24 protein-coding genes are annotated in these 24,857 nt (G+C 38.4%); 14 read left to right on the top strand and 10 right to left on the bottom strand.

Features of this window, described 5'->3' with window-relative positions; all coding sequences use genetic code 11:
* Window positions 1–6: 6 nt before the first annotated feature.
* Complete coding sequence (locus CQA58_RS04915; protein ID WP_115569611.1) at window positions 7–981, bottom strand: transaldolase; 975 nt, start codon at window positions 979–981, stop codon at window positions 7–9.
* Between the two features lie 23 nt (window positions 982–1,004).
* On the opposite strand from CQA58_RS04915, the gene CQA58_RS04910 reads away from it, so the two are divergent.
* Window positions 1,005–1,685, top strand: a complete 681-nt coding sequence (locus tag CQA58_RS04910; protein WP_147288606.1) for a hypothetical protein — start codon at window positions 1,005–1,007, stop codon at window positions 1,683–1,685.
* Here CQA58_RS04910 and ligA read toward each other — a convergent pair.
* Window positions 1,665–3,611 carry an NAD-dependent DNA ligase LigA gene (gene ligA, locus CQA58_RS04905; protein WP_115569609.1) on the bottom strand — a complete coding sequence of 649 codons (1,947 nt, stop codon included), beginning with the start codon at window positions 3,609–3,611 and terminating at the stop codon, window positions 1,665–1,667. The genes CQA58_RS04910 and ligA overlap by 21 nt on opposite strands.
* 152 nt (window positions 3,612–3,763) lie before the next feature.
* On the opposite strand from ligA, the gene aspS reads away from it, so the two are divergent.
* From aspS to CQA58_RS04875, 6 genes are all read left to right on the top strand, one after another.
* Entirely contained in the window at window positions 3,764–5,512 is a 1,749-nt protein-coding gene (gene aspS / locus CQA58_RS04900; protein WP_115569608.1) for an aspartate--tRNA ligase, read from the top strand.
* A gap of 1 nt (window position 5,513) precedes the next feature.
* Window positions 5,514–6,086 carry an adenylate kinase gene (locus CQA58_RS04895; RefSeq protein WP_115569607.1) on the top strand — a complete coding sequence of 191 codons (573 nt, stop codon included), beginning with the start codon at window positions 5,514–5,516 and terminating at the stop codon, window positions 6,084–6,086.
* 99 nt (window positions 6,087–6,185) lie between these two features.
* Complete coding sequence (ppa, locus tag CQA58_RS04890; protein ID WP_115569606.1) at window positions 6,186–6,704, top strand: inorganic diphosphatase; 519 nt, start codon at window positions 6,186–6,188, stop codon at window positions 6,702–6,704.
* A 65-nt stretch (window positions 6,705–6,769) separates the two neighbouring features.
* Window positions 6,770–8,053: a TolC family protein gene (locus CQA58_RS04885; protein ID WP_115569605.1), complete on the top strand. Its 1,284-nt coding sequence runs from the start codon at window positions 6,770–6,772 to the stop codon at window positions 8,051–8,053.
* A gap of 12 nt (window positions 8,054–8,065) precedes the next feature.
* Complete coding sequence (locus CQA58_RS04880) at window positions 8,066–8,800, top strand: efflux RND transporter periplasmic adaptor subunit (RefSeq protein WP_115569604.1); 735 nt, start codon at window positions 8,066–8,068, stop codon at window positions 8,798–8,800.
* Window positions 8,800–11,889, top strand: coding sequence for an efflux RND transporter permease subunit (locus tag CQA58_RS04875; protein WP_115569603.1), 3,090 nt, complete (start codon window positions 8,800–8,802; stop codon window positions 11,887–11,889). Before CQA58_RS04880 ends, CQA58_RS04875 begins: the two co-directional genes overlap by 1 nt.
* A gap of 44 nt (window positions 11,890–11,933) precedes the next feature.
* Here CQA58_RS04875 and CQA58_RS04870 read toward each other — a convergent pair whose 3' ends face one another.
* The 3 genes from CQA58_RS04870 to rpsT form a co-directional block, all read right to left on the bottom strand.
* Window positions 11,934–13,001, bottom strand: coding sequence for a Fic family protein (locus tag CQA58_RS04870; protein ID WP_115569627.1), 1,068 nt, complete (start codon window positions 12,999–13,001; stop codon window positions 11,934–11,936).
* Between the two features lie 165 nt (window positions 13,002–13,166).
* Window positions 13,167–14,240: a peptide chain release factor 1 gene (gene prfA / locus CQA58_RS04865; protein ID WP_211305716.1), complete on the bottom strand. Its 1,074-nt coding sequence runs from the start codon at window positions 14,238–14,240 to the stop codon at window positions 13,167–13,169.
* Between the two features lie 49 nt (window positions 14,241–14,289).
* Window positions 14,290–14,565 carry a 30S ribosomal protein S20 gene (gene rpsT / locus CQA58_RS04860; RefSeq protein WP_115569601.1) on the bottom strand — a complete coding sequence of 92 codons (276 nt, stop codon included), beginning with the start codon at window positions 14,563–14,565 and terminating at the stop codon, window positions 14,290–14,292.
* A gap of 93 nt (window positions 14,566–14,658) precedes the next feature.
* On the opposite strand from rpsT, the gene glmM reads away from it, so the two are divergent.
* The 6 genes from glmM (at window position 14,659) to rplT (ending at window position 19,545) form a co-directional block, all read left to right on the top strand.
* Window positions 14,659–16,002, top strand: coding sequence for a phosphoglucosamine mutase (gene glmM / locus CQA58_RS04855; protein ID WP_115569600.1), 1,344 nt, complete (start codon window positions 14,659–14,661; stop codon window positions 16,000–16,002).
* Between the two features lies 1 nt (window position 16,003).
* Window positions 16,004–16,522: a signal peptidase II gene (lspA, locus tag CQA58_RS04850; protein WP_115569599.1), complete on the top strand. Its 519-nt coding sequence runs from the start codon at window positions 16,004–16,006 to the stop codon at window positions 16,520–16,522.
* Window positions 16,523–16,560: 38 nt separating this feature from the next.
* Window positions 16,561–18,372, top strand: a complete 1,812-nt coding sequence (gene thrS / locus CQA58_RS04845; RefSeq protein WP_115569598.1) for a threonine--tRNA ligase — start codon at window positions 16,561–16,563, stop codon at window positions 18,370–18,372.
* Window positions 18,369–18,884, top strand: coding sequence for a translation initiation factor IF-3 (gene infC / locus CQA58_RS04840; RefSeq protein ID WP_115569597.1), 516 nt, complete (start codon window positions 18,369–18,371; stop codon window positions 18,882–18,884). The genes thrS and infC overlap by 4 nt, the downstream gene beginning before the upstream one ends.
* A 27-nt stretch (window positions 18,885–18,911) precedes the next feature.
* Window positions 18,912–19,106: a 50S ribosomal protein L35 gene (gene rpmI, locus CQA58_RS04835; RefSeq protein ID WP_066339116.1), complete on the top strand. Its 195-nt coding sequence runs from the start codon at window positions 18,912–18,914 to the stop codon at window positions 19,104–19,106.
* An 88-nt stretch (window positions 19,107–19,194) separates the two neighbouring features.
* A complete protein-coding gene (gene rplT, locus CQA58_RS04830; RefSeq protein WP_115569596.1) occupies window positions 19,195–19,545 on the top strand; it encodes a 50S ribosomal protein L20 in 351 nt (116 codons plus the stop codon).
* A 318-nt stretch (window positions 19,546–19,863) separates the two neighbouring features.
* On the opposite strand, the gene CQA58_RS04825 is transcribed toward rplT, so the two are convergent.
* The 4 genes from CQA58_RS04825 to CQA58_RS04810 form a co-directional block, all read right to left on the bottom strand.
* Window positions 19,864–20,412, bottom strand: a complete 549-nt coding sequence (locus tag CQA58_RS04825) for a hypothetical protein (protein WP_115569595.1) — start codon at window positions 20,410–20,412, stop codon at window positions 19,864–19,866.
* Window positions 20,413–20,528: 116 nt separating this feature from the next.
* Complete coding sequence (dnaK, locus tag CQA58_RS04820; protein ID WP_115569594.1) at window positions 20,529–22,388, bottom strand: molecular chaperone DnaK; 1,860 nt, start codon at window positions 22,386–22,388, stop codon at window positions 20,529–20,531.
* 31 nt (window positions 22,389–22,419) lie between these two features.
* The gene (gene grpE, locus CQA58_RS04815) at window positions 22,420–22,920 is read right to left on the bottom strand and encodes a nucleotide exchange factor GrpE (RefSeq protein ID WP_115569593.1); all 501 of its coding nucleotides are present in this window, start codon (window positions 22,918–22,920) and stop codon (window positions 22,420–22,422) included.
* Window positions 22,921–23,712, bottom strand: a complete 792-nt coding sequence (locus CQA58_RS04810; protein ID WP_115569592.1) for an HrcA family transcriptional regulator — start codon at window positions 23,710–23,712, stop codon at window positions 22,921–22,923. It abuts the gene before it with no gap.
* Between the two features lie 255 nt (window positions 23,713–23,967).
* Between CQA58_RS04810 and CQA58_RS04805 the strand changes: the two genes are divergently transcribed.
* Window positions 23,968–24,573 (top strand): class II aldolase and adducin N-terminal domain-containing protein, encoded by a 606-nt coding sequence (locus CQA58_RS04805; RefSeq protein ID WP_342767783.1) that lies wholly within the window; start codon window positions 23,968–23,970, stop codon window positions 24,571–24,573.
* Here CQA58_RS04805 and CQA58_RS04800 read toward each other — a convergent pair.
* Window positions 24,570–24,854 carry a hypothetical protein gene (locus tag CQA58_RS04800; RefSeq protein WP_115569590.1) on the bottom strand — a complete coding sequence of 95 codons (285 nt, stop codon included), beginning with the start codon at window positions 24,852–24,854 and terminating at the stop codon, window positions 24,570–24,572. The genes CQA58_RS04805 and CQA58_RS04800 overlap by 4 nt on opposite strands.
* Window positions 24,855–24,857: the final 3 nt, after the last annotated feature.

The following is a 24,857-nucleotide window of genomic DNA, read 5'->3' as shown; positions in this document are numbered from 1 at the left end:
GTCCCCTTATCGCTTCAGTGTTTGCAATAAATCTACAAAACTCTCTTTGAAAGCTTTTAATCCCTCTTCTAAGAGTTGAGAATATACTTTTTGCACTTGGATATTTTGAAGTTTGCCTACAAAAGAATCAAAATCAACATTTGAATCTTTTAGCCTTGTGTCATTGTGAGAGAAATATGCTTCAATTGTTTCAAGTGGAGCTGTATTGATAGAGTGAGGCAATAAAAGCTCATCAACATAATAACTTGCCCTCAAATCTCCACCTTTCACTCCTGTGCTTGCAAAAAGTGTCCTAGTATCTTTGTCTCCAAAGTTTTCAATGAGATTATAGATATGCTTTGCATTGATGATTCCAAGCTGGGCTTGAAACTCTTTTGGAAGAGAGCTATCTACACAGCGATCAAGTCTTGAGACAAATACACTAATGACACTTTTTCCTACCCCACCTCTGCTCCTTGCTCTCTTAAAAGCTTCAAGACACTCAAGGGCTTGTGCGGGGGAGAAAATCAAAGTGGCATTGATAGAGATATTTTGAGCCAAAAGCTCTTCCATAACCTCAAATCCTGCTTTTGTAGCTGGGACTTTAATCATCACATTAGGCTCTCCAATGCTTTGAAATAGCCTTTTTCCCTCTTCTATACTTGCTTTAGAGTCATCACAAAAGAGTGGATCAATCTCAATGCTGATATATCCATTGTCTTTATTTTCATCCCAAAGTGCTCGCAGAAGTCTTGCTGAAGTTTGAATATCTTCAATAGCCAAACTCTCATAAATCTCTTTTGCTTCTTTTCCTTGCAAGGCTTGGATTTGGGATTGATAAGCAGGAGAGTTTTTGAAGGCATTAGCAAAAATACTAGGATTGCTTGTCGCTCCTAAGATTTTGCCCTCAGAGATGAGGGTTTTGAATTTTGAGTTGAGAAAATCCCTCTCAATAAAATCACACCATAGACTAAACCCTTGATTGATTAGATTTTTATCCATACAATTACTCCTAAGATTAAAATATGGCAAGGATTATAACAAAGATGATTGGAATTGAGTTTATCCCTAGTGAATTTGAGAGTGATATTGAGCTTTTAGGGGAGTTGAGGGGATTTTTGCCTTTTGATTTTGTGCTTATTCCTGATAATCCTGCATTTGAGGTCAAAATCTCTCCAATCATCTCAGCAAAAATGCTTCAAGACGCTCTCTCACTCCCCTTTGTGGCGTGTATTAGTGGGAGTGGCAAAAGTCTTGAAGTGGCAAAATCGCTGATTTTGGGAGCAAGATATGCCTCGCTTAAGGGGATAGCGTGTGTGAGTGGAGATAGAGAGGGAATAAGCTCAATTGAGATACTTAAAAACGCTCAAGGGTTTGAGTATCTTATCTCTAGCACTACTAAACTAGAAGAAAAAAGGGCTTTGGGGCTAACACATTGCATTACTCAACCCCTCTATGAAAACTTCCCTACCTTTTCTTTCCCCACATTTCTTAACTTTATGCCTATTTTCTCTCCTCAAACTTTTAGCTCACTTCAGAACTCAAAGCTAGGCTTTGAAATCCCTCAAAGCTACAAAGAGTCCAAAGACTTAATGCAAAGCAATTTTGAGATTTACTCTCAAATTAAAAATAGAGATTTTTACCTCACCCCCTTAAATCTCAAAAGACAAATGCCCTACCTCAAATCACTCTTTAGCCATAGCTAAATATTGCTCTTCACTCAGACATTCCACCCCTAGCTCTTGGGCTTTATCAAATTTGCTTCCTGCACTCTCTCCATAGATGAGGAAATCTGTTTTTTTGCTTACACTTGAGCTTATCTTTGCTCCCAAAGATTCTAAATGGGCTTTGATGATTTCTCTCTCTTGGCTCATTGTCCCTGTAAGAACAATGCTCTTGCCAAAAAATGGCGAAGTAGAGGAGAGAAGTTTGCTAGGAGAGGTGGGGGAGATGATAGAGAGGAGAGTGGCAATCTCTTGAGAATTGACAGAGATAAACTCATCTAGTGATTTTGCCATCTCTTCTCCAAAGCCATCAATAGTGATAAAATCCTCATATCTCTTCTTAAACACTTCTAGTCCAAAAACACTTTGGAGTTTTTTACTTGCTCCCTCTCCAATATGCTCAATCCCTAAGGCATTGATAAATCTCCATAGTTCCACCCCTTTGGTTTTCTCTATCCCCTCAAGAGTATTTTGGGCTTTTTTCTCTTTCCACCCTTCAAGTCTAAGTAAGTCTTCTTTTTGAAGTGAGTAGAAATCTTTGATTGAAGAAATCAGTCCTTCATCAAAGAGTTGAAAGACAATTTTTTCACCCAAACCATCGATATTTAGGGCTTTTTTGGAAACAAAGTGAGCCAAAGATTCTTTCACTCTAGCCTCACAAGAGAGATTTTGGCATTTGATAAACTTCTCTTCAATCAAAAGCTCACTTTGACAAATGGGGCAATGTGTGGGTTTAGCAATAGGCTTCTCACTCCCATTTCTTAAAGAAGTGAGAGGTTTAATGATTTTAGGAATCACATCTCCACTTCTAATGATTATCACTTCATCGCCTATTCTTATATCTTTGCGTTCAATCTCTGAGAAGTTATGCAATGTCGCTCTGCCAATCATCGCCCCCTCAATCTCCACAGGCTCTAGCTCTGCCACAGGGGTAATCACTCCACTTCTACCCACTTGCAAACTCACTTTAAGAATCTTAGAGCTTTTTTCAATAGCAGGGAATTTGTATGCACAAGAAAATCTAGGGGATTTGATTGTAAAACCTAGTTGCTTTTGGATAGAAATCTCATCAACAATAATCACCATTCCATCTAACATCATCGGATAGCTATCACGACAGGAGAGAATCTCTTGATAAGCACTTTCAATCTCTTCAATACTTTTGCAATGTTTGAGAAATGGGGGAGTGAAAAACCCATAGGAGAAAATCTCTCCTAGAAGTTGATAGAAGCTTTGAAGTGTGCTTGGGTTGTATCCAAACCCCCAAGGGATAAAGTTGAGTTTGCGTTTGGAGGCGATTTTGCTATCAAGCTGTCTTAGGCTACCTGCTGCTGCATTGCGTGGGTTGGCAAAGAGGTTTTCTCCACTCTCTAGTCTCTCAGCATTGATTTTCTCAAAATTTGCTTTTGTGATGACAACCTCACCTCGAATCTCGATTTTTTGTTGATAGGGGATTTGAAGGGGGATAGAGTGAATTGTCTTGGCATTTTGGGTTACTAGCTCTCCTCTTAGCCCATCACCTCTTGTTGTTGCGGTCTGAAGCAATCCATTTTCATAGCAAAGATTGAGTGATGCTCCATCAAATTTGGGAGAGCAAACAAAGGTGGCATAAGGATAGACTTTGTGAATACGATTAACCCACTCTTGCAATTCTTCAGAGTTGAACACATCGTCCAAGCTCCACATTCTTTGTAAATGTTCATTCTTCTCAAACTCATCAAGTGGGGTATCCCCCACTCGTTGAGTGGGAGAGGAGGGGTCGATGAGGTGGGGGTTTTGAGATTCAAACTCTTTGATTTGGTGGTAGAGCTTATCATACTCTTCATCTGTGGCTATGGGATCATCTAGCACATAATAAGCATAAGCCATTTTTTTAAGCTTCTCAACCATTTCAGAATAGTTTTGCATCGTGTTTCCTTGCTTTTGGTGAAAAATATTTTAGAAATCATAACAGAATGAAAAACATAAAAGCACCCAAAAAAGCAAAATAATTCAAAGGGGGTTGGGGGGAATTTGATATAATCAAAAGTTTTGTAAAACTCAAACAATCGGAGAAATCTATGTTAAGAAGTCATTTGTGTGCAGAGCTTAATGAGTCTCATATCGGAGAGGAAGTTGAGCTTTGTGGATGGTGTAATACCTACCGAGATCACGGCGGTGTGGTGTTTATTGATTTAAGGGATAAAAGTGGCTTAATCCAGCTAGTTTGTGATCCTAGCAGTGAAGCTCACTCACTTGCTTCAAGTGTGAGAGATGAGTTTGTATTGCATATCAAAGGAAAAGTGAGAGCTAGAGGAGAGGGGCTAGAAAATCCCAAACTTGCCACAGGGAAAATCGAAGTGGTGTTAAGCTCTTTGGTGATTGAGAATAAATCTGCTACTCCTCCTATTGCCATAGGTGATGAGAGTGTGGGAGAGGATTTAAGGCTAAAATATCGCTATTTGGATTTGCGTTCTCCTAAGGCTTATCAAACCTTTGCACTTAGAAGTAAGGCAAGTGTGGTAGTGAGAAATACATTGCATAATCTTGGGTTTTTGGAAGTGGAAACTCCAATCCTCACCAAAGCCACTCCTGAGGGTGCAAGAGATTATCTAGTGCCAAGTAGGGTGCATCAAGGAGAGTTTTTTGCTCTCCCTCAAAGCCCTCAGATTTTCAAACAACTTTTGATGATGAGTGGGTTTGATCGTTATTTTCAAATCGCAAAATGTTTTAGAGATGAGGATTTGAGAGCAGATCGTCAGCCTGAATTTACTCAAATTGATGTGGAGATGAGTTTTTGCAATCAAGAAGATGTGATGGGAATCGGAGAGAAAATCATCTCTGATATTTTCAACTCTTGTGGCAAGAGTGTGCAAACTCCTTTTATGAGAATGCCTTACTCTGAAGCAATGGAGAGCTATGGAAGTGATAAGCCTGATTTGAGGTTTGAAATGCCTTTGGTTGAGGTGGCAGATTGCTTTGTGGATTCCAATAATGAAATGTTTGCCAAAATTGCAAAAGATAGCAAAAACAATCGCTTCAAAGCCCTCAAAGTCAAAGGAGGAGATAGTTTCTTCTCTCGCAAGACTTTGGGTGAGGCTGAAGAGTTTGTGCGAAAGTTTGGAGCAAAGGGACTAGCTTATATCCAAATCAAAGAAGATGAGGTTAAAGGGCCTTTGTATAAGTTTATGAGTGAGGCAAGTTATCAAAAACTCTCTGAGCGACTAGGACTTGAAGTAGGGGATATTGTCTTCTTTGGAGCAGGGGAGAAGAAGGTGGTATGGGATTATATGGGGCGATTGAGATTAAAAATCGCCAATGATATGGGTATGATTGATCCAAACGCACTCAAATTCCTATGGGTTGTGGATTTCCCAATGTTTGAGAGAGATGAGGGTAGAGTAAAAGCACTCCACCACCCTTTTACTATGCCAAAAGATATGGATAAAGAAGATGTAGAAGAGATTGAATCTGTGGCTTATGATATGGTGCTAAATGGCGTGGAGCTAGGAGGAGGAAGTATCAGGATTCACAAAAGTGATATCCAAGCTAAAGTCTTTGACTTGCTAGGGATTAGCAAAGAAGAGGCAAATGAGAAGTTTGGTTTCTTGCTTGAGGCATTGAGCTTTGGAGCTCCACCTCATGGAGGAATCGCCTTTGGGTTTGATAGAATCATAATGTTGCTTAGTGGTGCAAATAGTATCCGTGATGTGATTGCATTCCCCAAAACCCAAAAAGCCACCTGTCCTCTCACAGACGCTCCAAGTGAAGTGAGTTTGGAGCAATTGAGAGAATTGCATATTAGACTTAGAGAAAAGAAAGGAGAATAAAATGAAGAAGTTATTTTTGATCATCGGAGCACCAGGAAGTGGGAAAACCACAGATGCTCAAATCATCGCACAAAACAATCCTGAGAGTATGGTGCATTACTCCACAGGAGATTTATTGCGTGCAGAAGTGGCAAGTGGAAGCGAGAGAGGGAAGCTCATTGATAGTTTTGTAAGCAAGGGTAATCTTGTCCCACTTGATATCGTGGTTGAGACGATTGTAGGAGCGATTGAGAAAGCTCCAAGAGAAAATGTCTTAATTGATGGGTATCCTAGAAGTGTAGAGCAAATGGAGGCTTTGGATAAAGTGCTTCAGACTAGAAGTGATGTGGCAATCGCTAGTGTGATTGAAGTGGTTGTAAGTGAAGAAGTTGCGTGTGAGAGAGTGCTAGGAAGAGCTAGAGGAGATGATGATAATGTGGAAGTTTTCAAAAACAGAATGAAAGTGTATCTCACTCCACTTCCACAAATCCAAAATTTCTATGTGGAAAGAAATTTGCTTATTAAAATCAATGGTGAGCGAACTATCGAAGAAATCGTCGCTGATATAGAAAAACATATCAAGTCAAAGATATAAGATTCTATAAAAATGATTTTTACCCCTTGACAAATGCTTTAAGGGGGGGGGGGGTATAATCATAGACTTAAAAGTCAAAAATCAAAAAAAGGAAAGAAAATGAATTTAGCAAAAATCCCCGTAGGAGAGAATCCTGAAAAAATCAATGTTGTAGTTGAAATCCCTTATGGCTCAAATATCAAGTATGAGCTTGATAAAGAAAGTGGAGCAGTTGTAGTGGATCGTGTGATGTATAGTGCAATGTTTTATCCTGCAAACTATGGCTTTGTCCCCAATACTTTGAGTGATGATGGCGATCCTGCTGATGTGCTTGTGCTCAATGAATACCCTCTTCAAGCAGGAAGTGTGATTAAATGTCGTCTTATTGGAGTATTGCTTATGGAAGATGAGAGTGGGATTGATGAGAAGCTTTTGGCTGTGCCTGTAAGTAAAATTGATCCAAGATATGACGATATTAAATCTTTGCAAGATTTGCCTAAAATCACTTTGGATAGGATCAAAAATTTCTTTGAAACCTACAAAATGCTAGAGCCAAATAAGTGGGTAAAGGTGAAGGATTACAAAGGCAAAGAAGAAGCTCAAGCAATTTTGCAAAAAGCGATTGAGAGCTATAAGTAATTTATATATACTTTACAAAATCGTGTTAAATTACTCAAATTAACACCAAATTTTAAGGAAAGGGAATGAAAAAGAGGTATATATTTTCAGTATGTTTGCTTTGTCTAGGTTTTTTGGGTGAGGCTTTTGGAGCTCCAAAGTTTAGTATTGATAATCTTTTGCCAAAAGAAAAAGATGGCTCTATTGGATTAAGAGATTTGATTGATAGTGCAAAAAACAACTATCAAGTCCTAGCCAAAAATGATGGGATAGCCAAAAGTGAGGCTGAAAAAATGTCAGCGTATTTGGAGTTTGGCCCAAATATCACTGCAAGCTATAACTATGGCTATCAAACCAATCCTAGCTCAAGCAAGACAGACTATATCGGAGATCAAAGTGTGAGCATAGGCTTAAACTATGATCTCTACACAGGCTTTAGCTCTGTCAATAAAGTCAAGCAAAAGTCTGCTGAAATCCGTGCAAGTATTGCTGAGAAAAAATACACTCTTGAGAGTTTGTATCTGCAAATCGTTCAAGAGTATTATGCGTATTTTACAAACTACTCCAATCTCACTTCACTCAAGCAAAAAAAGAAATTGCTTGATTCTAATGTTAAGCGATTACAAAAGCTCTATAACTCTGGACTTAGCACAATTAACGATGTAGAAGCACTCAAAGCTGAGGCTTCACTTACAGAGTATCAAATCGCACAATCAGAGCTTGATTTGGAGCAAAATCGCCTCAATCTCTCTTTGCTCTCTAGCCAAGAGGTTACAAATATGCATCGTGTGGGATTAGCCGATCCTAAGCTCAAAAATCTAAGTGTGCGTTCAGACATTGTGGCACTCTCAGAACAAGCTCAAAGTCTTGATTATCAAAAGCGACAGATTACTTATGCTCCTACAATCTCGCTTTATGATAATTTCAACTACAATCCTGATGGAATCTCTTCATTGACAAATGATAAGTTTTCAAACACTGTGGGGATTCAAATCAGTATGCAATTTGATTCAATGTCGCGATATATGCAAAAAGAGGCATTGGGGCTAAGCTATCTACAAGCGACAAAAAATGTGGCTTACAAAAAAGAGGAGCAAAAAAGAGATATTAGACTTTATTACAAATCTCTTCAGATAGCCAAAGCTAAGATTAAATCTGCTGAAGCAGGATTGAAATCAGCAATGATTGCATTTGAGAATGTCAGCAAACAATATGATGCCCAGCTTGTAACTTATGTGGATTATCTCAATGCTTTAAGTCAGAAATTTACAGCAGAAGCCACTTATGTGGAGAGCTTAAACAACTATGAAATGCAAAAGGCAAATTTTGTATTTTATAGCGGACAAGAATTGCAAAACTATATTAAGTAGAGGAGAGAAGAGATGAAAAAGATTCTTTTATATATTGCTTTAGGTTTGGGGTTGCTCCAAGCACAAAATGTTTATGCGATTTTCAATGTGGTTCCAACTCAAGATGCCAATCTTACTCTTGATAGTAGTGGAACGATTGCAGAAATCAATGTGAATGTAGGAAGTGTGGTTAAGAAAGGAAATCAACTCTTGCAACTTGCCAATAAAGATAAAGTTGCCAATGTCAAAATGCAACAAGCTCAATCTCAAGCTATCCAACAGCAATATCTCTTTGCCCAAAAGCAATATCAAAGATATAAGCAAACCAAAAATGCCGTTGATCGCAATACGCTAGATAAGTATTATTTTGATTATAAAAATCTTCAAAGCAGTTATTTACAATCTCAGCATAATGTCGAATATCAACAAGAGCTTCTCAACAAAACCATTCTTAAAGCTCCTTTTGATGGAATTATTGCAAGCAAAGAAGTGGAGCTTGGAGATGGTGTGTCAGCCAACAATACAATTCTTTTCCGACTTATTAGTAAAGAGACAAAAATCATCTTGGAATTTGATGTGAAATATGCAGGGAGTGTGAAAGAGGGAGATGAGTTTGAGTTTTCTTTGGGAGATGATAAGAAAAGAGTTGTAAAGCTTAGCAAGGTTTATCCCACAGCAGATGATAAGACTAGAAAAGTCAAGGCAGAGGCGATTGTAGAGGGGCTAATCCCCGGAACTTTTGGTGATGGATATATAAGGACAAAATAATGTATAAGTTTGCCATTAGTCGTCCGATTACGACATTGATGTTTGCTTTGGCACTCATCTTTTTTGGATTTTTATCACTCAAAAAAATGCCTGTTTCACTCTTCCCTGATGTGGATTTCCCTATCGTGCGAATCTCCACTACTTATGTGGGTGCAAGTCCTGAAACGATTGAAACAAAGGTAACTGATAAAATCGAAGAGGCTGTTATGGGGATTGATGGGGTAGATCAAGTTACTTCTACAAGTGTGAGAAATGCAAGTGTTGTAGTTGTGAAGTTTAAGCTTGAAAAACCCATTGATGAAGCCGTTAATGATGTGAGGGATAAAGTGTCCTCTATCCAGCTAGATAGTGGAGTGGAATCCCCTGTGGTAGAAAAGGCTGATACAAGTGGATCGCCTATTGTTACACTCTTTGTCAGCAGTGATAAAGTGCCTGAAACAGAATTGATGAAATATGTCAATGATAGAGTAAAGCCTGTGTTTCAGCGAGTTTCAGGTGTGGGGCTTGTGGATCTTAAAGGTTATAGAGAGAGAGAAATCAAAGTCTTACCTGATCCCACTTTAGTCAATAAATATGGCTTGACTTATGGGACAATCTCAAATGCCCTCAAAAATGGAAATGTCGAGGTTGATGGAGGAAAAATCGTAGATAAAACCAATGAGTGGTCAATCATCACTGATTCCAATAGCCAAAGCGTTGAGGATATTGGCGATATTCGTGTGGCTGATGGAGTAAAACTCAAAGATATTGCCCTAATCAAAGATGGATTGTCTGAAGATACCACTTTTGCGACTTTCAATAAAACTCAGGGTGTGATTTTGGATATCCAAAAGATTGCAGGGAAAAATGATATTGAAATCGCTGATGGTGTCAAAAAGCTTTTGCCAAAAATCAAAGAGATGGATAATCGCTATGAGATCAATATCGTTAATGACTCCACAGAATATATCAAGGATTCAATTGCAGATGTGAAGTTTGACCTTGTTTTGGGTGCATTTTTGGCAGTAATGATTGTTTTCTTATTCCTAAGAAGTGCGACAATTACGCTTGTTTCAGCTATCTCTATCCCTGTATCTGTTCTAGGGACTTTTGCCTTGGTGCATTTTGCAGGATTTACGCTCAATATGATTACCCTTGTAGCTGTTACTTTGGCAATTGGTATCATCATCGATGATGCGATTGTTGTCATTGAAAATATCCACAAAAAGCTAGAGCATGGAATGGGTAAGCGTGAGGCAGCTTATGAGGGAGTGAGTGAGATTGGATTTGCACTTGTAGCAATCTCAGCAATGCTTCTTTCAGTATTTATCCCTGTGGGAAGTATGAGTGGAGTTGTGGGGAGATTTTTCAAAAGTTTTGGTATCACAATCGCTCTAGCAATCGCCCTTTCTTATATTGTTGTGGTAACGGTAATCCCAATGGTGAGTGCGATTGTGGTTAATCCAAAACACTCGAAGTTTTACCATATCACAGAACCATTCTTCAGAAAGCTTGATAGCTTTTATCTCAAGATTTTAAAATTTGTTTTGAGATTCAAATATCTTTTGATTGTTGCCACTTTTGGAATCTTTGTAGGCTCTGTATTTTTGCTAGGCAAAACAGGAGTTGAGTTTATGCTCAAAGAAGACAAAAGCAAGTTTAATGTCTATATGAGCGTAGATCCAGGAATCAGCCTTGAAGAGATGAAAATCAAAACTTTGGCACTCCAAGAAATGGTAGGTCAAGATCCTGATGTGGAATTTACTACTCTTGAAATCGGATACTCTAATGGTGCTGTGTATAAAGCCAAAATCTATGCTTCACTCAAACCTATCAAAGAGCGTAATCGGGGGCAGTTTAAGATTATGAACGAAGTAGTGGAGAGATTGAAGGGAAGTTCTTATGCAAAAGGAATGATTATCAGTGCAAGTGAGGTGAGTGATTTTGGTGGTGGGGATAACTCTCCTTATCAAGTCAATGTCGTGGGAGTAGAGCAAGACAAAGTAAGAGAGAGTGCAGATAAACTGATGGCATTTTTGGCTAGAAACCCAAATGTGCAAGGAATCCACTCAAGCTGGACAGGAGATCAACCTGAGTATAAAATCAAAGTCAATCGAGCCTATATCAACAAATATGGTATCAATGCCCAAGATTTGGGGAATGCGATTGCTTCAGCATTTTCAGGAGAGATCGCAGTGGCTTATTATAAAGAGGGTGGGAAAGAATATGATATTACCGTGAGAGTGCCTGATAATCAAAGAGTGAGTGCAGATGATCTCAAAAAGATTCAAATCAAAAACTCCAATGGAGATTTGATGTTCTTAGATGGTTTGGTAGAAGTGGTTGAGACTTCATCTCCTTCAAGCATTTCTCGTATGGATAGACAGAAAAATATCACCGTTTATGCCACTCCAAGACCTGGTAGTGGGCTGACACTTGATGTGATGATGAAAGCTACAAGTGAGCATTCAAATGAGTGGATGGTAGAGGGGACAGGCTTTAAGTCTCAAGGAGAGAGTGAGAGAATGCAAGAAACTGCTGAAGCCTTTGGTGTGGCGATTATGACAGCATTTGTGCTTATCTATCTTATCCTTGCGGCCCTTTATGAATCTTTGGTGCAACCCATTATCATTATGATTACATTGCCTTTGAGCTTTGCAGGGGCGTTCATCGCACTTTTCATCGCAGGACAACCTCTAAGTATGTTCTCCTTTATGGGGCTTATGCTACTCATGGGACTTGTAGGAAAGAATGCAACGCTTTTGATTGATGTGGCAAATGAGAAGCGTGAGGAGGGAATGGCGATTGAGAAGGCACTAGAGACTGCAGGAGAGTTGCGATTGCGTCCGATTCTAATGACAACTATTGCAATGGTGTTTGGAATGATTCCTCTAGCTATCGCCACAGGAAGTGGCTCGGCGATGAAAGCTCCTATGGGGGTTTCAGTCATCGGAGGACTTTTAATCTCAATGATTCTAAGTCTTCTTATCGTCCCAGCGTTTTATCGAATCCTAGCCCCCGTAGATGACTGGGTGAGAAAATTCTATAAACCCAAAGCAGGAGATATAATCCACGAACACAAAGAAGAGAAGGAAACTCTAAGCTTCTAAAAATGGGGGGAATCCTCTAGTGGTAGGGAATTGGGGGATTTCTTCTAAAAACTTTTTTGCAAAATCTCAAAAAGCTGAGTATTGATATAAAAATGATTTCGTCCTAATTTTTTGCAATGCAAGATATTGTGTTTCTCACAAATCTTGAGATATTTTGAGGCAGTTTGGCGTGTGATTTCAAGATTTTTGACTAGAGACTCTGATTTGATATAGGGGTGCAAGAAAAGATTTTCTATCAAATCTTTGCTGTAAATATTTGGATCTTTTTCTTGCAAAATAAGTGTGGCTTGATCCATTAGTGCCTTGATAGATTCGATAGTTTCAATCGTTTTTTGTGATGTTTGCAAAACCCCCTCAAGGAGATATGCTATCCACTCTTGAAAATCCCCATTTTGCTGAATGTGTTTTAGAAGTTCATAGTATTTTGTTTTATGTTTAATAATATAGCTACTCAAATAAAGAATAGGCAAATCAAGCAAATCTTTATAAACCAAATAAAGGACATTAAGGATTCTTCCTGTGCGTCCATTCCCATCATAAAATGGGTGAATACTCTCAAATTGATAGTGAATAAGTGTCATTTTGATGAGTGGATCAAGCTCTTGGAGAGAATCATCATTGATATATTGCTCTAAATTATCCATTAGTCTGATGATGTCTTGAGGGTTTTGTGGTGGAATATATGCTATTTCTCCTTTTTGGTTTTTTAGTTTTGTTCCTGCTTGTTTTCTAAATCCTGCTTGATTTTGCTCCAAAATTTCTTGGATTTGGAGAATATGAGATTTTTTAAGCAAGCAATCTTGTTTGATAAGTTCAAAACCTTTTTGCAAAGCCCTAGCATAATCACGCACCTCTTTTGTGGCTTGTGAAATGTGTTGATTATCAAAATGAGAGAGAAAAAGCTCATCGTGCGTTGTGATGATATTCTCAATTTCTGAAGAGTCTTTTGCTTCTTGCAAAATCAAGGTATTGATGAGAATATTTTGATTTGGGATGCTTCTAGCCACTCCTTTGAGTTCGCTGAGTTTTCTTGAAGTCTTGATAAGCTTTGTATAAATCTCATTGCCAAGCTCTAGAGGATAGGGGAGTGGTTTGGGGAGGAATTCTTGGATAGTGTTTTGCATCTTTTTCCTTAATATGTTAAAAACTTCTCATTTTTTTAACATATTAGCACGGATATGTTAAAAATCTCTCGATTTTTTAACATATTAAAATTATGATAAAATCAGATTTATGAATTTTTAATAAATTTGAATTGTGGGAGTGAAAGCAGAGTTTTACTCCCCCATTCCTCCCATAGCTTCACTTTGAGCATGGGCGATGAGGGGATCGATGACTTCATCAAGTTTCCCCCCAAGCATTACTTCTTCTAGGCTATAAAGTGTGAGGTTGATTCGATGATCGGTTAAGCGGTTTTGAGGATAGTTGTAGGTTCTAATTCGCTCACTTCTATCTCCACTTCCCACTTGAGATTTCCTAGCCTCAGCATTTTGGCTTCTTTGTGCTTCAAGCTCAGCTTCATAAATCCTAGCTTTGAGGATTTTGAGGGCTTTGTCTTTGTTTTTGTGTTGAGATTTTTCATCTTGCATTGATACGCTAATGCCTGTGGGGATATGGGTGATTCTCACAGCAGAATCTGTGGTATTGACACATTGCCCTCCGTGTCCTCCTGCTCTAAATACCTCTACTTTTAAGTCATTTGGGTTGATAGACACTTCCACATCATCAACCTCTGGCATTATTGCCACGGTTACTGCTGAAGTATGCACTCTACCTTGAGATTCTGTCTCAGGCACTCTCTGCACTCGGTGAGTCCCTCCCTCATATTTGAGTTTGGAATACGCTCCATTACCTTTGATGAGGGCGATAACCTCTTTATATCCTCCCACATTGTTTTCACTTGAGCTGATGATTTCTACTTTCCACTTCTGCAAATCTGCATAGCGACAATAAGCTTTGAATAAATCTCCCACAAAAATCCCTGCCTCATCTCCCCCCGTCCCTGCTCGAATCTCAAGATAAATGTTTTTGCTATCATTGGGATCTTTAGGGATAAGCAAGATTTTGATTTCTTCTTCAAGCTCTAGCTTCCTCTCCTCCAAGCTTTTTAGCTCTTCTTTTGCAAGTTCGCCTAGCTCTTTGTCTTCTAGGAGGATTTTGTTCTCTTCGATTCCCTCAAGTGTGGCGATGTATTGCTTGGCACTTTGAGCGATAGGAGCGATGTCGCTTTGCTCTTTGCTTAGAGTGGTGAGAGCTTTGATATCATTGATAATCTCTTGAGAAGAGAGCAATTGCGTGATTTCCTCATAGCGTGCAATGATAGGTTTTAGTTTTTCTACAAGCATAGATATAGCCTTGAGAGTGAGATAAAGTCAAGCAGGAAGCCCTGCTTATGGTAGATTATGCAGATTGTAAAGCGAATTTTTTCACATACGCATTAAGTCGGCTAACTTTGCGTGAAGCTGTGTTTTTCTTCAAAATCCCTTTGCTTACAAACTTATGCAATTCTTTGTTAGCGATTTTGAGACTCTCTTGAGCTTTACTCAAATCTTTTGCACTTACTGCCTCTCTTACAGCACGAATGATGTTTTTCATTCTTGTTCTGTAATAGCGATTTCTCTCTGTTCTTTTGATTGTCTGTCGGATTCTTTTTTCCGCTGATTTATGATTTGCCATTTGAGCTTAATCCTTTTTTTGAAAAATTTAGCGTAAAATTATGCCTTGATTTTTGATAAAAAGCTAGATAAATCTCACAATTTGGAGAAAAAAATGAAAATTTTTGGAACAGATGGCGTCAGAGGTAAGGCTGGAGTGGATATCACACCCTTTAAAGTAATGAAGCTTGGGATCTCAGCAGGAGTGTATTTCAGAAAAAACTCTATTACCAATAAAATCCTTGTAGGTAAAGACACGCGACGCAGTGGCTATATGATAGAAAACGCTCTAGTTTCAGCCCTCACTTCAGTGGGCTATGATGTGATTCAAGTAGGACCTATGCCAACCCCTGCGATTGCCTTTTTGACAGAGGATTTGCGATGTGATGGGGGGATAATGATTTCAGCAAGTCATAACCCTTATGAAGATAATGGAATCAAATTCTTCAATCGTTATGGATACAAGCTTGGAGAGGAAGCAGAAGAGGAAATAGAGAGGATTTTTAATGATAGTGCAGGATTGGAGCAATACCTCAAAAGTGGCTTAGAGATTGGAAGCTCTAAGAGGATTGATGATGTGGTGGGGCGATATATCGTGCAGATTAAAAACTCTTTCCCCAAAGATTTGAACTTGCAAGGCACAAGGATTGTGCTAGATGTCAGCAATGGTGCTTCTTATCGTGTCGCTCCTGCGATTTTCAGTGAGCTAGGGGCTGATGTGGTGGTGCTAAATGATGAGCCCAATGGGTTTAATATCAATGAGCAATGTGGAGCTCTGCACCCTCAAGGCTTGGCAAAAGCTGTGAAGCAATACAGGGCTGATGTGGGGTTTGCTCTTGATGGCGATGCAGATAGGCTAGTAGTGGTTGATGAGAGGGGGAGTGTGATTGATGGGGATAAGCTTTTGGGGGCATTGGCACTCTATCTCAAAGATAATGATATGTTAAAGGGGGGCAAAATCGTTGCTACATTGATGAGTAATCTTGCACTAGAAGAGTTTTTGAGAGAGAATGAAATTTCTTTGGTGCGATGTGGAGTGGGGGATAAATATGTGCTAGAAGAAATGCAACGCTATGGGCTAAACTTTGGGGGAGAGCAGAGTGGGCATATCATCTTTGGGGATTTTGCCAAGACTGGAGATGGGCTTGTGAGTGCCTTGCAAGTGATGGCGATGATGAAGAGGAGTGGAAAGAGTGCAAGTAAGCTTCTCAATCCTTTCTCTCTCTATCCTAGCAAACTTGTCAATCTTAATGTCGCTTCCAAAGAGGATTTGCAAACCCTCAAAGGATTTCAAGAGAAAATCCAAAAGATAGAAAGCCTTAAAATGCGACATCTTATTCGCTACTCAGGGACAGAAAACAAGCTTAGAATCCTCTTAGAGGGCAAAAGTGAAAAAGTGCTTTTGGAGATGATGGAAGAGCTAGTAGAGTATTTCAAAGAAGCTTTAGGAGAGGCATAAGATGGAAGAGAGTGGAGAGAATAAAATCTTTTTTTGTCCTTGCAATATTTACAAAAATTTCAAACTCTATTATGGGAGAGTGAGCGTTTTTTTGGTGTTGAGTATTGTGTGTTTTGTGCTAGATCAATATATCAAGGGCTTGATTTTGGGGGGATATAGATATGAGGGAAGTGTGATTTCTATCATTTCTGTTCTCAATAAAGGCGTGGCATTTTCGATGTTTGCTTTCCTTGGAGAGGGGTTGAAGTGGATTCAGGTGGGACTGATTTTTATCTTGGCTTATGTGTTTTTGGTTTCCAAAGATTTGATAAGGCAGTATTTTATCCCCTTTGGTTTGCTAGTGGGATCAGGAGCTTCAAACCTCTATGATCGCTTTGAGCGTGGGGGTGTGGTGGATTATATCTTTTGGCACTATAAGTTTGAGTTTGCAGTTTTTAACCTCGCTGATGTGTTTATAAATATTGGAGTAGGGCTATTGCTTTTGATGATTGTGTTTTCAAAAAAGAAAATTAGTGTATAATCACACTTTCATGGAAATTTTAGTTATATAGAGGTTGTATGTCTGAGGTTATAGGCATTAAGTATCAAGATAAGGTTTTGGACCTTGCCACAGCCCAAGAAATGGGAGTAAGTGGTGAGGAAGTGGTTTTTGACAATTCTAGCGATTCTCTCTCTATCATTCGCCACTCTTGTGCTCATCTAATGGCACAAGCGATCAAATCTCTCTATCCTGAAGCCAAGTTTTTTGTCGGTCCTGTGGTAGATGAGGGGTTTTATTATGATTTTGAGGTAGGGAGCAAAATCTCTGAAGAAGACTTGCCAAAGATTGAAGAGAAAATGAAAGAATTAGCAAAAAGTGGTTTTACTATCAGCAAAACCACTTTGCCACGAGAGGAAGTCATCGCAAGATTTAGAGATGATGATCTCAAAATGGCAGTGATTTCTAAGATTGACTCTCCTACTCTTAGCATTTATTCTCAAGGGGATTTTGAGGATCTTTGTCGTGGGCCTCACTTGCCCAATACCAAGCTTTTGCACTCTTTCAAGCTTACCAAAATTGCAGGAGCATATCTAGGGGGAGATGAGAGTGCAAAAATGCTTACAAGGATTTATGGAATCGCCTTTGCCGATAAAGAGTCTCTCAAGCATTATCTCTTCCAACTTGAAGAAGCCAAGAAGCGAGATCATCGAAAGCTTGGCAATGAAATGGGGTTATTCACATTTGATGAAGATGTGGGAGCAGGGTTGCCTATCTGGTTGCCAAAGGGTGCAAGGCTTAGACGCACACTAGAATCACTCCTTACCCAAGCTCATATCATTCGCCACTATGAGCCTGTAAGAGGGCCTGAAATCCTCAAAAGTGATTTGTGGAAAATCAGTGGGCATTATCAAAACTATGGTGAAAATATGTATTTCACAGAGATTGATGAAGTGGAGTATGGAATCAAGCCGATGAATTGTGTGGGGCATATCAAGGTTTATCAAAGCTCTATTCGCTCTTATCGTGAATTGCCTTTGAGATTTTATGAGTATGGTGTGGTGCATCGACACGAGAAAAGTGGGGTATTGCACGGACTTTTGAGAGTGAGAGAATTTACTCAAGATGATGCTCATATCTTCTGCAAACCTGATCAAATCCGAGATGAAATTGTCTCTATTGTGAAATTTGCTCAACGCATTATGGATTCTTTTGGATTCAAATATGAAATGGAGATTTCTACAAAACCTGAGAAATCTATCGGAGATGAGGCAGTGTGGGAGATTTCCACTCAAGCACTTAAAGATGCTCTAAGCTCTTGTGGGATACCTTATGGGATTGATGAGGGTGGTGGAGCATTCTATGGACCAAAGATTGATATCAAAATCACAGATGCTATCGGTAGAAAATGGCAGTGTGGCACGGTGCAAATCGATATGAACTTGCCTCAAAGATTTGCCCTAGAATACATTGATGAGGACAACACAGCCAAACAGCCTGTAATGATTCACAGAGCCATTCTAGGCTCATTTGAGCGATTTATTGCTATTTTGATTGAGCATTTTGGAGGGGAATTGCCTTTCTTTATCGCTCCTACTCAAGTCATCATTATTCCTATCTCTTCTGAGCAAGTGGAGTATGCCAATGAGTTGAGAGATAAAATGCTCTCTTTAGGGGCTTATGCAGAGATTTTGAGCAAAAATGAGACTTTGAGTAAGCGTGTGCGAACAGCTGAGAAGCAAAGAGTGCCGATGATTATTGTCCTAGGTGAGAAAGAGATGCAAAGCAAAGTCTTGCCAATCCGAGATAGGAGAGAAAAATCACAATATGAGTTGAGTGAAGATGATTTCCTCAAACTTGTAGAAACCAAAATGAAAGAGGTTAGTTTTTGAGTAAAGAAGAAACATTGTTAAATGAAGATATCCGACTAAAGGAAGTGCGTTGTATTGGAGAGGGTGGGGAACAATTTGGGATAATGAGCTCAAGAGAGGCTTTAGAGCTTGCGGTTCAGCACGATTTGGATTTGGTGCTAATCTCACCCAATGCCAATCCACCCGTATGCAAGATTATGGATTATGGAAAATTCAAATATCAGGCAGAAAAGAAGCAAAAGGAAGCTAAGAAAAAGCAAAAGCAAATTGAAATCAAAGAGATCAAACTCTCTGTGCAAATTGCACAAAATGATATCAATTACAAAGTCAAACACGCTAGAGAGTTCTTAGAAAATGGTAAGCATGTGAGATTTCGAGTATTCCTCAAGCAAAGAGAAATTGGTATTCCAAATATTGGAATGGATTTACTTGCTAAGGTTGCAGAAATGCTAGAAGATATAGCAGTTGCAGAAAAAGAGGCAAAACTTGAAGGACGATATGTTAATATTCTATTTGTTCCAAAAAAGAAATAGTCTTAATCTTATGAAAGGAGAGTGAAAATGCCAAAGATGAAAACAAATCGCGGTGCGGCTAAGCGTTTCAAGGTGAAGAAAAACCTTGTAAAGCGTGGTAGTGCTTTCAAAAGTCACATCTTGACTAAGAAAGATCACCAAAGAAAAGCTAACCTAAATGCACCCAAGTATGTTCATGATGCAAATATGGATTCTGTAAAAAAGCTATTGTGTATGGCGTAATTACAGAATGAGTTGTTGTCCCCCTTATAGTAAGAAGAAGGGAAAGTTTGATTTAAATCACACCTAAGAAATAGGTAAAGGAGAAAAAATGAGAGTAAAAACAGGAGTGGTAAGAAGAAGACGCCACAAGAAAATTTTAAAACTTGCTAGAGGTTTTTATAGCGGTAGAAGAAAACACTTCAGAAAAGCAAAAGAGCAACTTGAAAGAAGTATGTATTATGCTTTCCGCGATAGAAAGCAAAAGAAAAGAGAATTTAGAAGCCTTTGGATTGTGCGAATCAACGCAGCTTGTAGAATGCACGATATCAGCTACTCTAAATTTATGCACGGGTTAAAATTGGCAAATATTGAACTTGATAGAAAGATTCTTGCTGATATGGCAATGAATGATATGAGTGCATTTTCAAAAATCGTAGAGAGTGCCAAGAAAGCTCTCTAAAACTTCATCTCCCTTTGGGGAGATTTATTCAATAAATTCTAAAATCATTTTTAGCACCTCTTCCTTCTGCAGTCTAACCTCAAAAACAACAATCAATCAAAATTTCTCTTTTTGAGCAATAACGCAGTGCAAGTTTCAACTTTTGATCTCAAAAGATTTTAAAACTCCTCTTTTAAATTATATCCCCAACCTGTTGTGAAGAAGACAATCATAAAGTCTAGGAGAATGAAGCAAGGGGTATTAGAAGAGAGAGCTCAAGCAAATCAATGGGCTTGTGTGAGTGGGAGTTGCAGAAGTAAGGGGTGGGATATTTCTCTTTTATATTTTGGGATTTGCTCTAAAAACCCCAATAGAGTAAAGCGTAGTATCCAAAATATCAAAGACATAGGCCATAAGCCAAAGATACAAAAGCATTGAGATTTCTTCTTTGAGAGTGTAGCCCTGCAATGTTGTTGCAAAAAATGTGACAATAATTCCAATGATAGAAAACACTAGAGCATATTTAAAAACACTTTGTTGGGTAAGTGTGTAGAGCAAAGTGTAGAGTTTGTAGAGTGTATAAGCACTCAAAGCCCCAAAGAGCAATGTAAGAGCTGTATAGATATAAAACATATAATCAAGCTCTTCTGTTTGTTTCACTCCCATTCCAAAGAGCAATGAGAAAAAGACATAAGCTCCACTCCAATAAAAGATCTTTTGCTCTTTTGTGATGAAATAGAGCAATATGATTTGGATAAAAAATGCAATGTAAAACAAAAAAGAAAAATTCATATCAATTGACAAAAATAAAGAGGCAATTTCTATAATGCTTGAGAAGATTCCTACAATAAATACAACTAAAGTAAATATTTTTAATTCTAAATTCATTATATGTCCTTTATAAGTGTAAGAACTCTATAATAACTTAAAAAATCATAAAATGGAATATAAATTTAGAGTAGTGCAAAATGGGATAGGAGATTCCCCCAAAGGGGAAGAGGAGATTACTCTACCTCTGCATCGATGACATCATCATCTTTTTTGTTTTGTGTTGCACCATTTTGTGCGTTGGCTTGAGCATTTTGAGCTAGGCTTTGAGCTACTTGGCTAAGAGCTTGAAGCTTAGATTCGATTTGCTCTTTTGTCGCATTTTCATTTTTTGCCACTTCTTTAAGCTCATCAATTGCTTTTTGAATCTCATCAGCATTAGTTACATTTGCTTTGTTTTCATCAAGCATTTTTTGAGTTTGGTGAGCCATAGAGTCAGCTTGATTTCTTAGCTCAATCACCTCTTTTCGCTTCATATCTTCTTCTTTGTGAAGCTCAGCATCTTTGACCATTTTTTCAATCTCACTATCACTCAAACCACTTGAACCACTGATTTTAATCTCTTGAGATTTGCCTGTGTTTTTATCTTTTGCACTTACTGTGAGGATTCCGTTTGCATCGATATCAAATGTAACTTCAATTTGAGGCACACCACGAGGAGCGGCAGGAATACCTGTAAGATCAAATCTTCCTAGAGATTTATTGTCTTTTGCAAGCTCTCTCTCTCCTTGAAGGACATTGATTGACACAGCAGGTTGATTGTCCTCATAAGTTGAGAAGATTTGAGATTTCTTAGTAGGGATTGTTACACCACGCTCTACGATTTTTGTAGAGATTCCACCTGCTGTCTCAATCCCTAGACTTAGAGGAGTAACATCAAGCAAAAGCACATCTTTGACATCACCTTTGAGAACTCCTCCTTGAATTGCTGCACCAATTGCTACAACTTCATCGGGATTTACAGATTTGTTAAGCTCTTTTCCGATAAATTCTTTGACTCTCTCTTGAACCTTTGGCACACGAGTAGAGCCACCCACCATTACAACTTCGCTAATATCACTTTTGCTTAGTCCTGCATCTTTGATAACAAAATCAATTTTCTTGATTGTCTCTTCAATCAAATCATCAATTAAGCTTTCAAATTTTGCTCTTGTGAGCTTTTTTACAAAGTGCTTAGGCCCTGTGGCATCAGCTGTGATAAATGGCAAGTTGATTTCAGTTTCATTTGCACTACTAAGCTCTTTTTTGGCATTTTCACTTGCTTCTTTTAGTCTTTGAAGTGCCATAATGTCAGCTTTGAGATCAATTCCGCTCTCACTCTTGAACTCTTCAACCGCCCAATCAATGATTCGATTATCAAAATCATCACCTCCAAGGAATGCATCTCCACCTGTGGCAAGAACCTCTACGACATTATCTCCTGTCTCTAGCACGGTAACGTCAAATGTCCCTCCACCAAGGTCATACACCACGATTTTTTCAGCTTCTTTTTTGTCAAGTCCATAAGCAAGGGCAGCACTTGTAGGCTCATTGATGATTCTTAGCACATTTAGTCCTGCAATTGTCCCTGCTTCTTTTGTAGCCTTTCTTTGAGAGTCATTGAAGTAGGCTGGAACTGTGATGACAGCTTCAGTTACGCTCTCTCCTAGATAGCTCTCAGCATCTTCTTTGAGCTTCATCAAAATCTTTGCACTAATCTCTTGAGGAGTGTAGATTTTATCCCCAATCTCCACAGCACACGCACCATTTCTATCTACGATTTTATAAGGAAGTCGCTTTTCAGCTTCTTTTGCTTTGTCTTCATTAAACATAAGTCCCATAATTCTCTTGATAGAGTAGATTGTCTTTTGTGGGTTTGTTACAGCTTGTCGCTTTGCAGGATCACCTACTAGGATCTCTCCTTTGTCAGTGAAAGCCACGATTGAGGGGGTTGTGTTTTTCCCTTCTTTGTTTGCGATAATTTTTGCCTCATTTCCCTCATATACAGCCATTGCTGAGTTTGTTGTCCCTAAATCAATTCCAATTACTTTTGCCATTGTTTTTTCTCCTCTTTAGTTTAGATATAGTTTAATTTTTTGCGACACTAACCATTGCAGGTCTAATCACTCTTTCTTTGTATTTGTAACCTTTTTGTAGGGTTTGAACGATTTGTCCTTCCTCTACCTCACTTGAAGGCACTTGCATAATCGCATCGTGATGTTGGGGATCAAACTCTCCATCTTGTGCGATAACCTCAATGCCGTGTTTTCCTAAAACTTTCAAAAGATTATCAAGGGTGAGTTTGATTCCATCACTGATTGCCTCTTCTTTGGCTTCTCTTGCACTCTCTAGAGCTTTCTCTAGGGTATCTACGATGGGAAGCAAATCTTTGGCAATCCCCTCATAGCAGTATTCCAAAGCTTGATACTTTTCTCGCTCCAAGCGTTTTTTGACATTTTCAAAATCCGCATGAACGCGTAAATATTCTTGCTCAAGATTTTTAAACTTTTCTTCAAAGTTTTCAGCCTCTTGAGTGTCTTGAAGTTCTTCTTGCTCTTTTTGAAGCTCTTCATTTTGCTCTTGGCTCATTTACTCTCCTTTCCAAATCGATGTCGTTTTTAGGTAATTGCATTCAAGTGCTCCACAGAAGAGGACTCTAGCTCTTTTTCCCTCAATCAAAACATCTTGTATAAATAAGACATATCCTTTAGGAAGCACATCTTCAAAATAGATTCCATTGCTAAGACGACTAAAGATTTTGCCCTCAATCATCTCAAAAAACAGCTTTTCTCCTCGATTTTCCTCCATAAAAGATGCAAGGAATTTTGCACCATAAAAGGTATTTTTTTGACTAATGGACTTTAAAGTTTTCAAAAGCTCTGTGGCACAAACCTGATGAGAAAAGGATTGAATATCCTCTAAACTCATTCCTACAAGATCATTTAAAAATCTAGCTAGATGAGTGGAGTATCGCAAAATCACTTCACTTTCCTCACTAAATTTCAAAATCAAAAACTTTTCCTCATAGCTTTGCACTTCTTGAAGTCTAAGCTCTTCAAGATAGAGATAAGAGGCAAAGCACCCAATCTCTTGGCTTATCTTTTGGAGTTGATTTAAATCATCAAGTTTTTTGCAAGAGCCAAGCTCTAAATGAGATCGCCAATAGTCTTTGAGAGCAATCGCTGTGGGAATCCTTCCACTGCTGATATGGGGTTGTGAGAGCAATCCCATATCCATCATCACTTTGAAATGATTTCTAATCGTGGCAGAAGAGATGCTGAAATTTCCCAATGCCTTTAAAGTCTGTGAGCCAATAGGCTCTCCACTTCTAAGGTATTCTTCAATTACAGATTCCAAAAGGCTTTGTCTTCTTTTACTCATTGAACTCTTAATCTCAAAAAATTTATAGTTTGTAAAAACTACGGAATGGATTATACCAAAAATTAGCAATAATCCATTTACTTTGCTAAAAAATCAAAAACTTTAGTCTATCTATATAAAGTTTATTGACTGATAAAGAATAATATAATATGAGCTTGAATATATCATAAACGAAAAATTATGCACCCAAAAGGGAGAAATATCCTCATCATACACTGATATAATTTGCCTTATTTTTTGAGCAAGGAGTAAATGATGATAAATGCTCATTTTAATGATATTGATGAAAAACTTTTGCTCTCTTTAAAGCAAGTTTCCCTCTCTATGTTTAGAAAAAACTTTTTTGGGATATTTCACGGCTCAATCTCGGCACGATTGACTTATGAGAGTTTTGTTATCAATGCCAAACAAGCTGTATTTGATGATCTTAATGAGAAAAGTTTGATTGCCCTCAATACGATCAAGGATTATCGCTGGAATGAATCAAGTATCGACACTCCTATTCACGCTCAAATCTACAAAAACTACAAAAATGCCAAATTCATTGCCTATGCAATGCCCCCTTATAGCGTGTCTTACTCTCTTAAGCACACACATCTAAGACCCCTAGATTTTTTTGGGCGTCAGATTTTGGGAGAAGAGGTGGAGATCTGGGATATAGGTAATTATGATACTTGGTATGATCGAGCAATGTATGAGATAGCCGATCACATCACACAAAACAATAAACGCTTTTTGATTATCAAAGGCTATGGAATCTATGCCTTTGATAGGGATTTGAACTCTTTGGCTAAAAAAATTGCTGTGATTGAAAATAGTTGTAAGATTTTGCATTTTTATGCAGATTTGCAAAATTCTTAGATTGTTTCTTCTTGGAAGAATTCTGTAAAATCACTCCAATCTTTGAGTCGAAAGACTTTGATTTGCTTCAAAGATTGCCTAAACCAAACAATCTTTGAGAGTAGAGAAATGGCTTTGTATGGAGTGGTGAGGGTATTATCTTGAGTGAGATATAACCCTATTTTCCACTCAAACCCTAAACTTTTTAGCTCCATTTGAAGCTCATCGTAGGCTTGATGATAGTTTTCTCCATAGTATTTTTGGAGCTTTTGGTTGTCAAGTTCAAAAATGATTGCATACATTGT

The sequence above is a fragment of the Helicobacter brantae genome (genome assembly GCF_003364205.1).
Classification (GTDB): Bacteria; Campylobacterota; Campylobacteria; order Campylobacterales; family Helicobacteraceae; genus Helicobacter_G; species Helicobacter_G brantae.
This window is presented reverse-complemented; position numbering and strand designations above follow the sequence as displayed.

Bases quoted from the DNA above. Each gene is read 5' to 3' on its own strand.
- CQA58_RS04915 (WP_115569611.1), bottom strand. From the start codon at position 981: ATGGATAAAAATCTAATCAATCAAGGGTTTAGTCTATGGTGTGATTTT.
- CQA58_RS04910 (WP_147288606.1), top strand. From the start codon at position 1,005: ATGGCAAGGATTATAACAAAGATGATTGGAATTGAGTTTATCCCTAGT.
- ligA (WP_115569609.1), bottom strand. From the start codon at position 3,611: ATGCAAAACTATTCTGAAATGGTTGAGAAGCTTAAAAAAATGGCTTAT.
- aspS (WP_115569608.1), top strand. From the start codon at position 3,764: ATGTTAAGAAGTCATTTGTGTGCAGAGCTTAATGAGTCTCATATCGGA.
- CQA58_RS04895 (WP_115569607.1), top strand. From the start codon at position 5,514: ATGAAGAAGTTATTTTTGATCATCGGAGCACCAGGAAGTGGGAAAACC.
- ppa (WP_115569606.1), top strand. From the start codon at position 6,186: ATGAATTTAGCAAAAATCCCCGTAGGAGAGAATCCTGAAAAAATCAAT.
- CQA58_RS04885 (WP_115569605.1), top strand. From the start codon at position 6,770: ATGAAAAAGAGGTATATATTTTCAGTATGTTTGCTTTGTCTAGGTTTT.
- CQA58_RS04880 (WP_115569604.1), top strand. From the start codon at position 8,066: ATGAAAAAGATTCTTTTATATATTGCTTTAGGTTTGGGGTTGCTCCAA.
- CQA58_RS04875 (WP_115569603.1), top strand. From the start codon at position 8,800: ATGTATAAGTTTGCCATTAGTCGTCCGATTACGACATTGATGTTTGCT.
- rpsT (WP_115569601.1), bottom strand. From the start codon at position 14,565: ATGGCAAATCATAAATCAGCGGAAAAAAGAATCCGACAGACAATCAAA.
- glmM (WP_115569600.1), top strand. From the start codon at position 14,659: ATGAAAATTTTTGGAACAGATGGCGTCAGAGGTAAGGCTGGAGTGGAT.
- lspA (WP_115569599.1), top strand. From the start codon at position 16,004: ATGGAAGAGAGTGGAGAGAATAAAATCTTTTTTTGTCCTTGCAATATT.
- thrS (WP_115569598.1), top strand. From the start codon at position 16,561: ATGTCTGAGGTTATAGGCATTAAGTATCAAGATAAGGTTTTGGACCTT.
- rpmI (WP_066339116.1), top strand. From the start codon at position 18,912: ATGCCAAAGATGAAAACAAATCGCGGTGCGGCTAAGCGTTTCAAGGTG.
- rplT (WP_115569596.1), top strand. From the start codon at position 19,195: ATGAGAGTAAAAACAGGAGTGGTAAGAAGAAGACGCCACAAGAAAATT.
- CQA58_RS04825 (WP_115569595.1), bottom strand. From the start codon at position 20,412: ATGAATTTAGAATTAAAAATATTTACTTTAGTTGTATTTATTGTAGGA.
- dnaK (WP_115569594.1), bottom strand. From the start codon at position 22,388: ATGGCAAAAGTAATTGGAATTGATTTAGGGACAACAAACTCAGCAATG.
- grpE (WP_115569593.1), bottom strand. From the start codon at position 22,920: ATGAGCCAAGAGCAAAATGAAGAGCTTCAAAAAGAGCAAGAAGAACTT.
- CQA58_RS04810 (WP_115569592.1), bottom strand. From the start codon at position 23,712: ATGAGTAAAAGAAGACAAAGCCTTTTGGAATCTGTAATTGAAGAATAC.
- CQA58_RS04805 (WP_342767783.1), top strand. From the start codon at position 23,968: ATGATAAATGCTCATTTTAATGATATTGATGAAAAACTTTTGCTCTCT.
- CQA58_RS04800 (WP_115569590.1), bottom strand. From the start codon at position 24,854: ATGTATGCAATCATTTTTGAACTTGACAACCAAAAGCTCCAAAAATAC.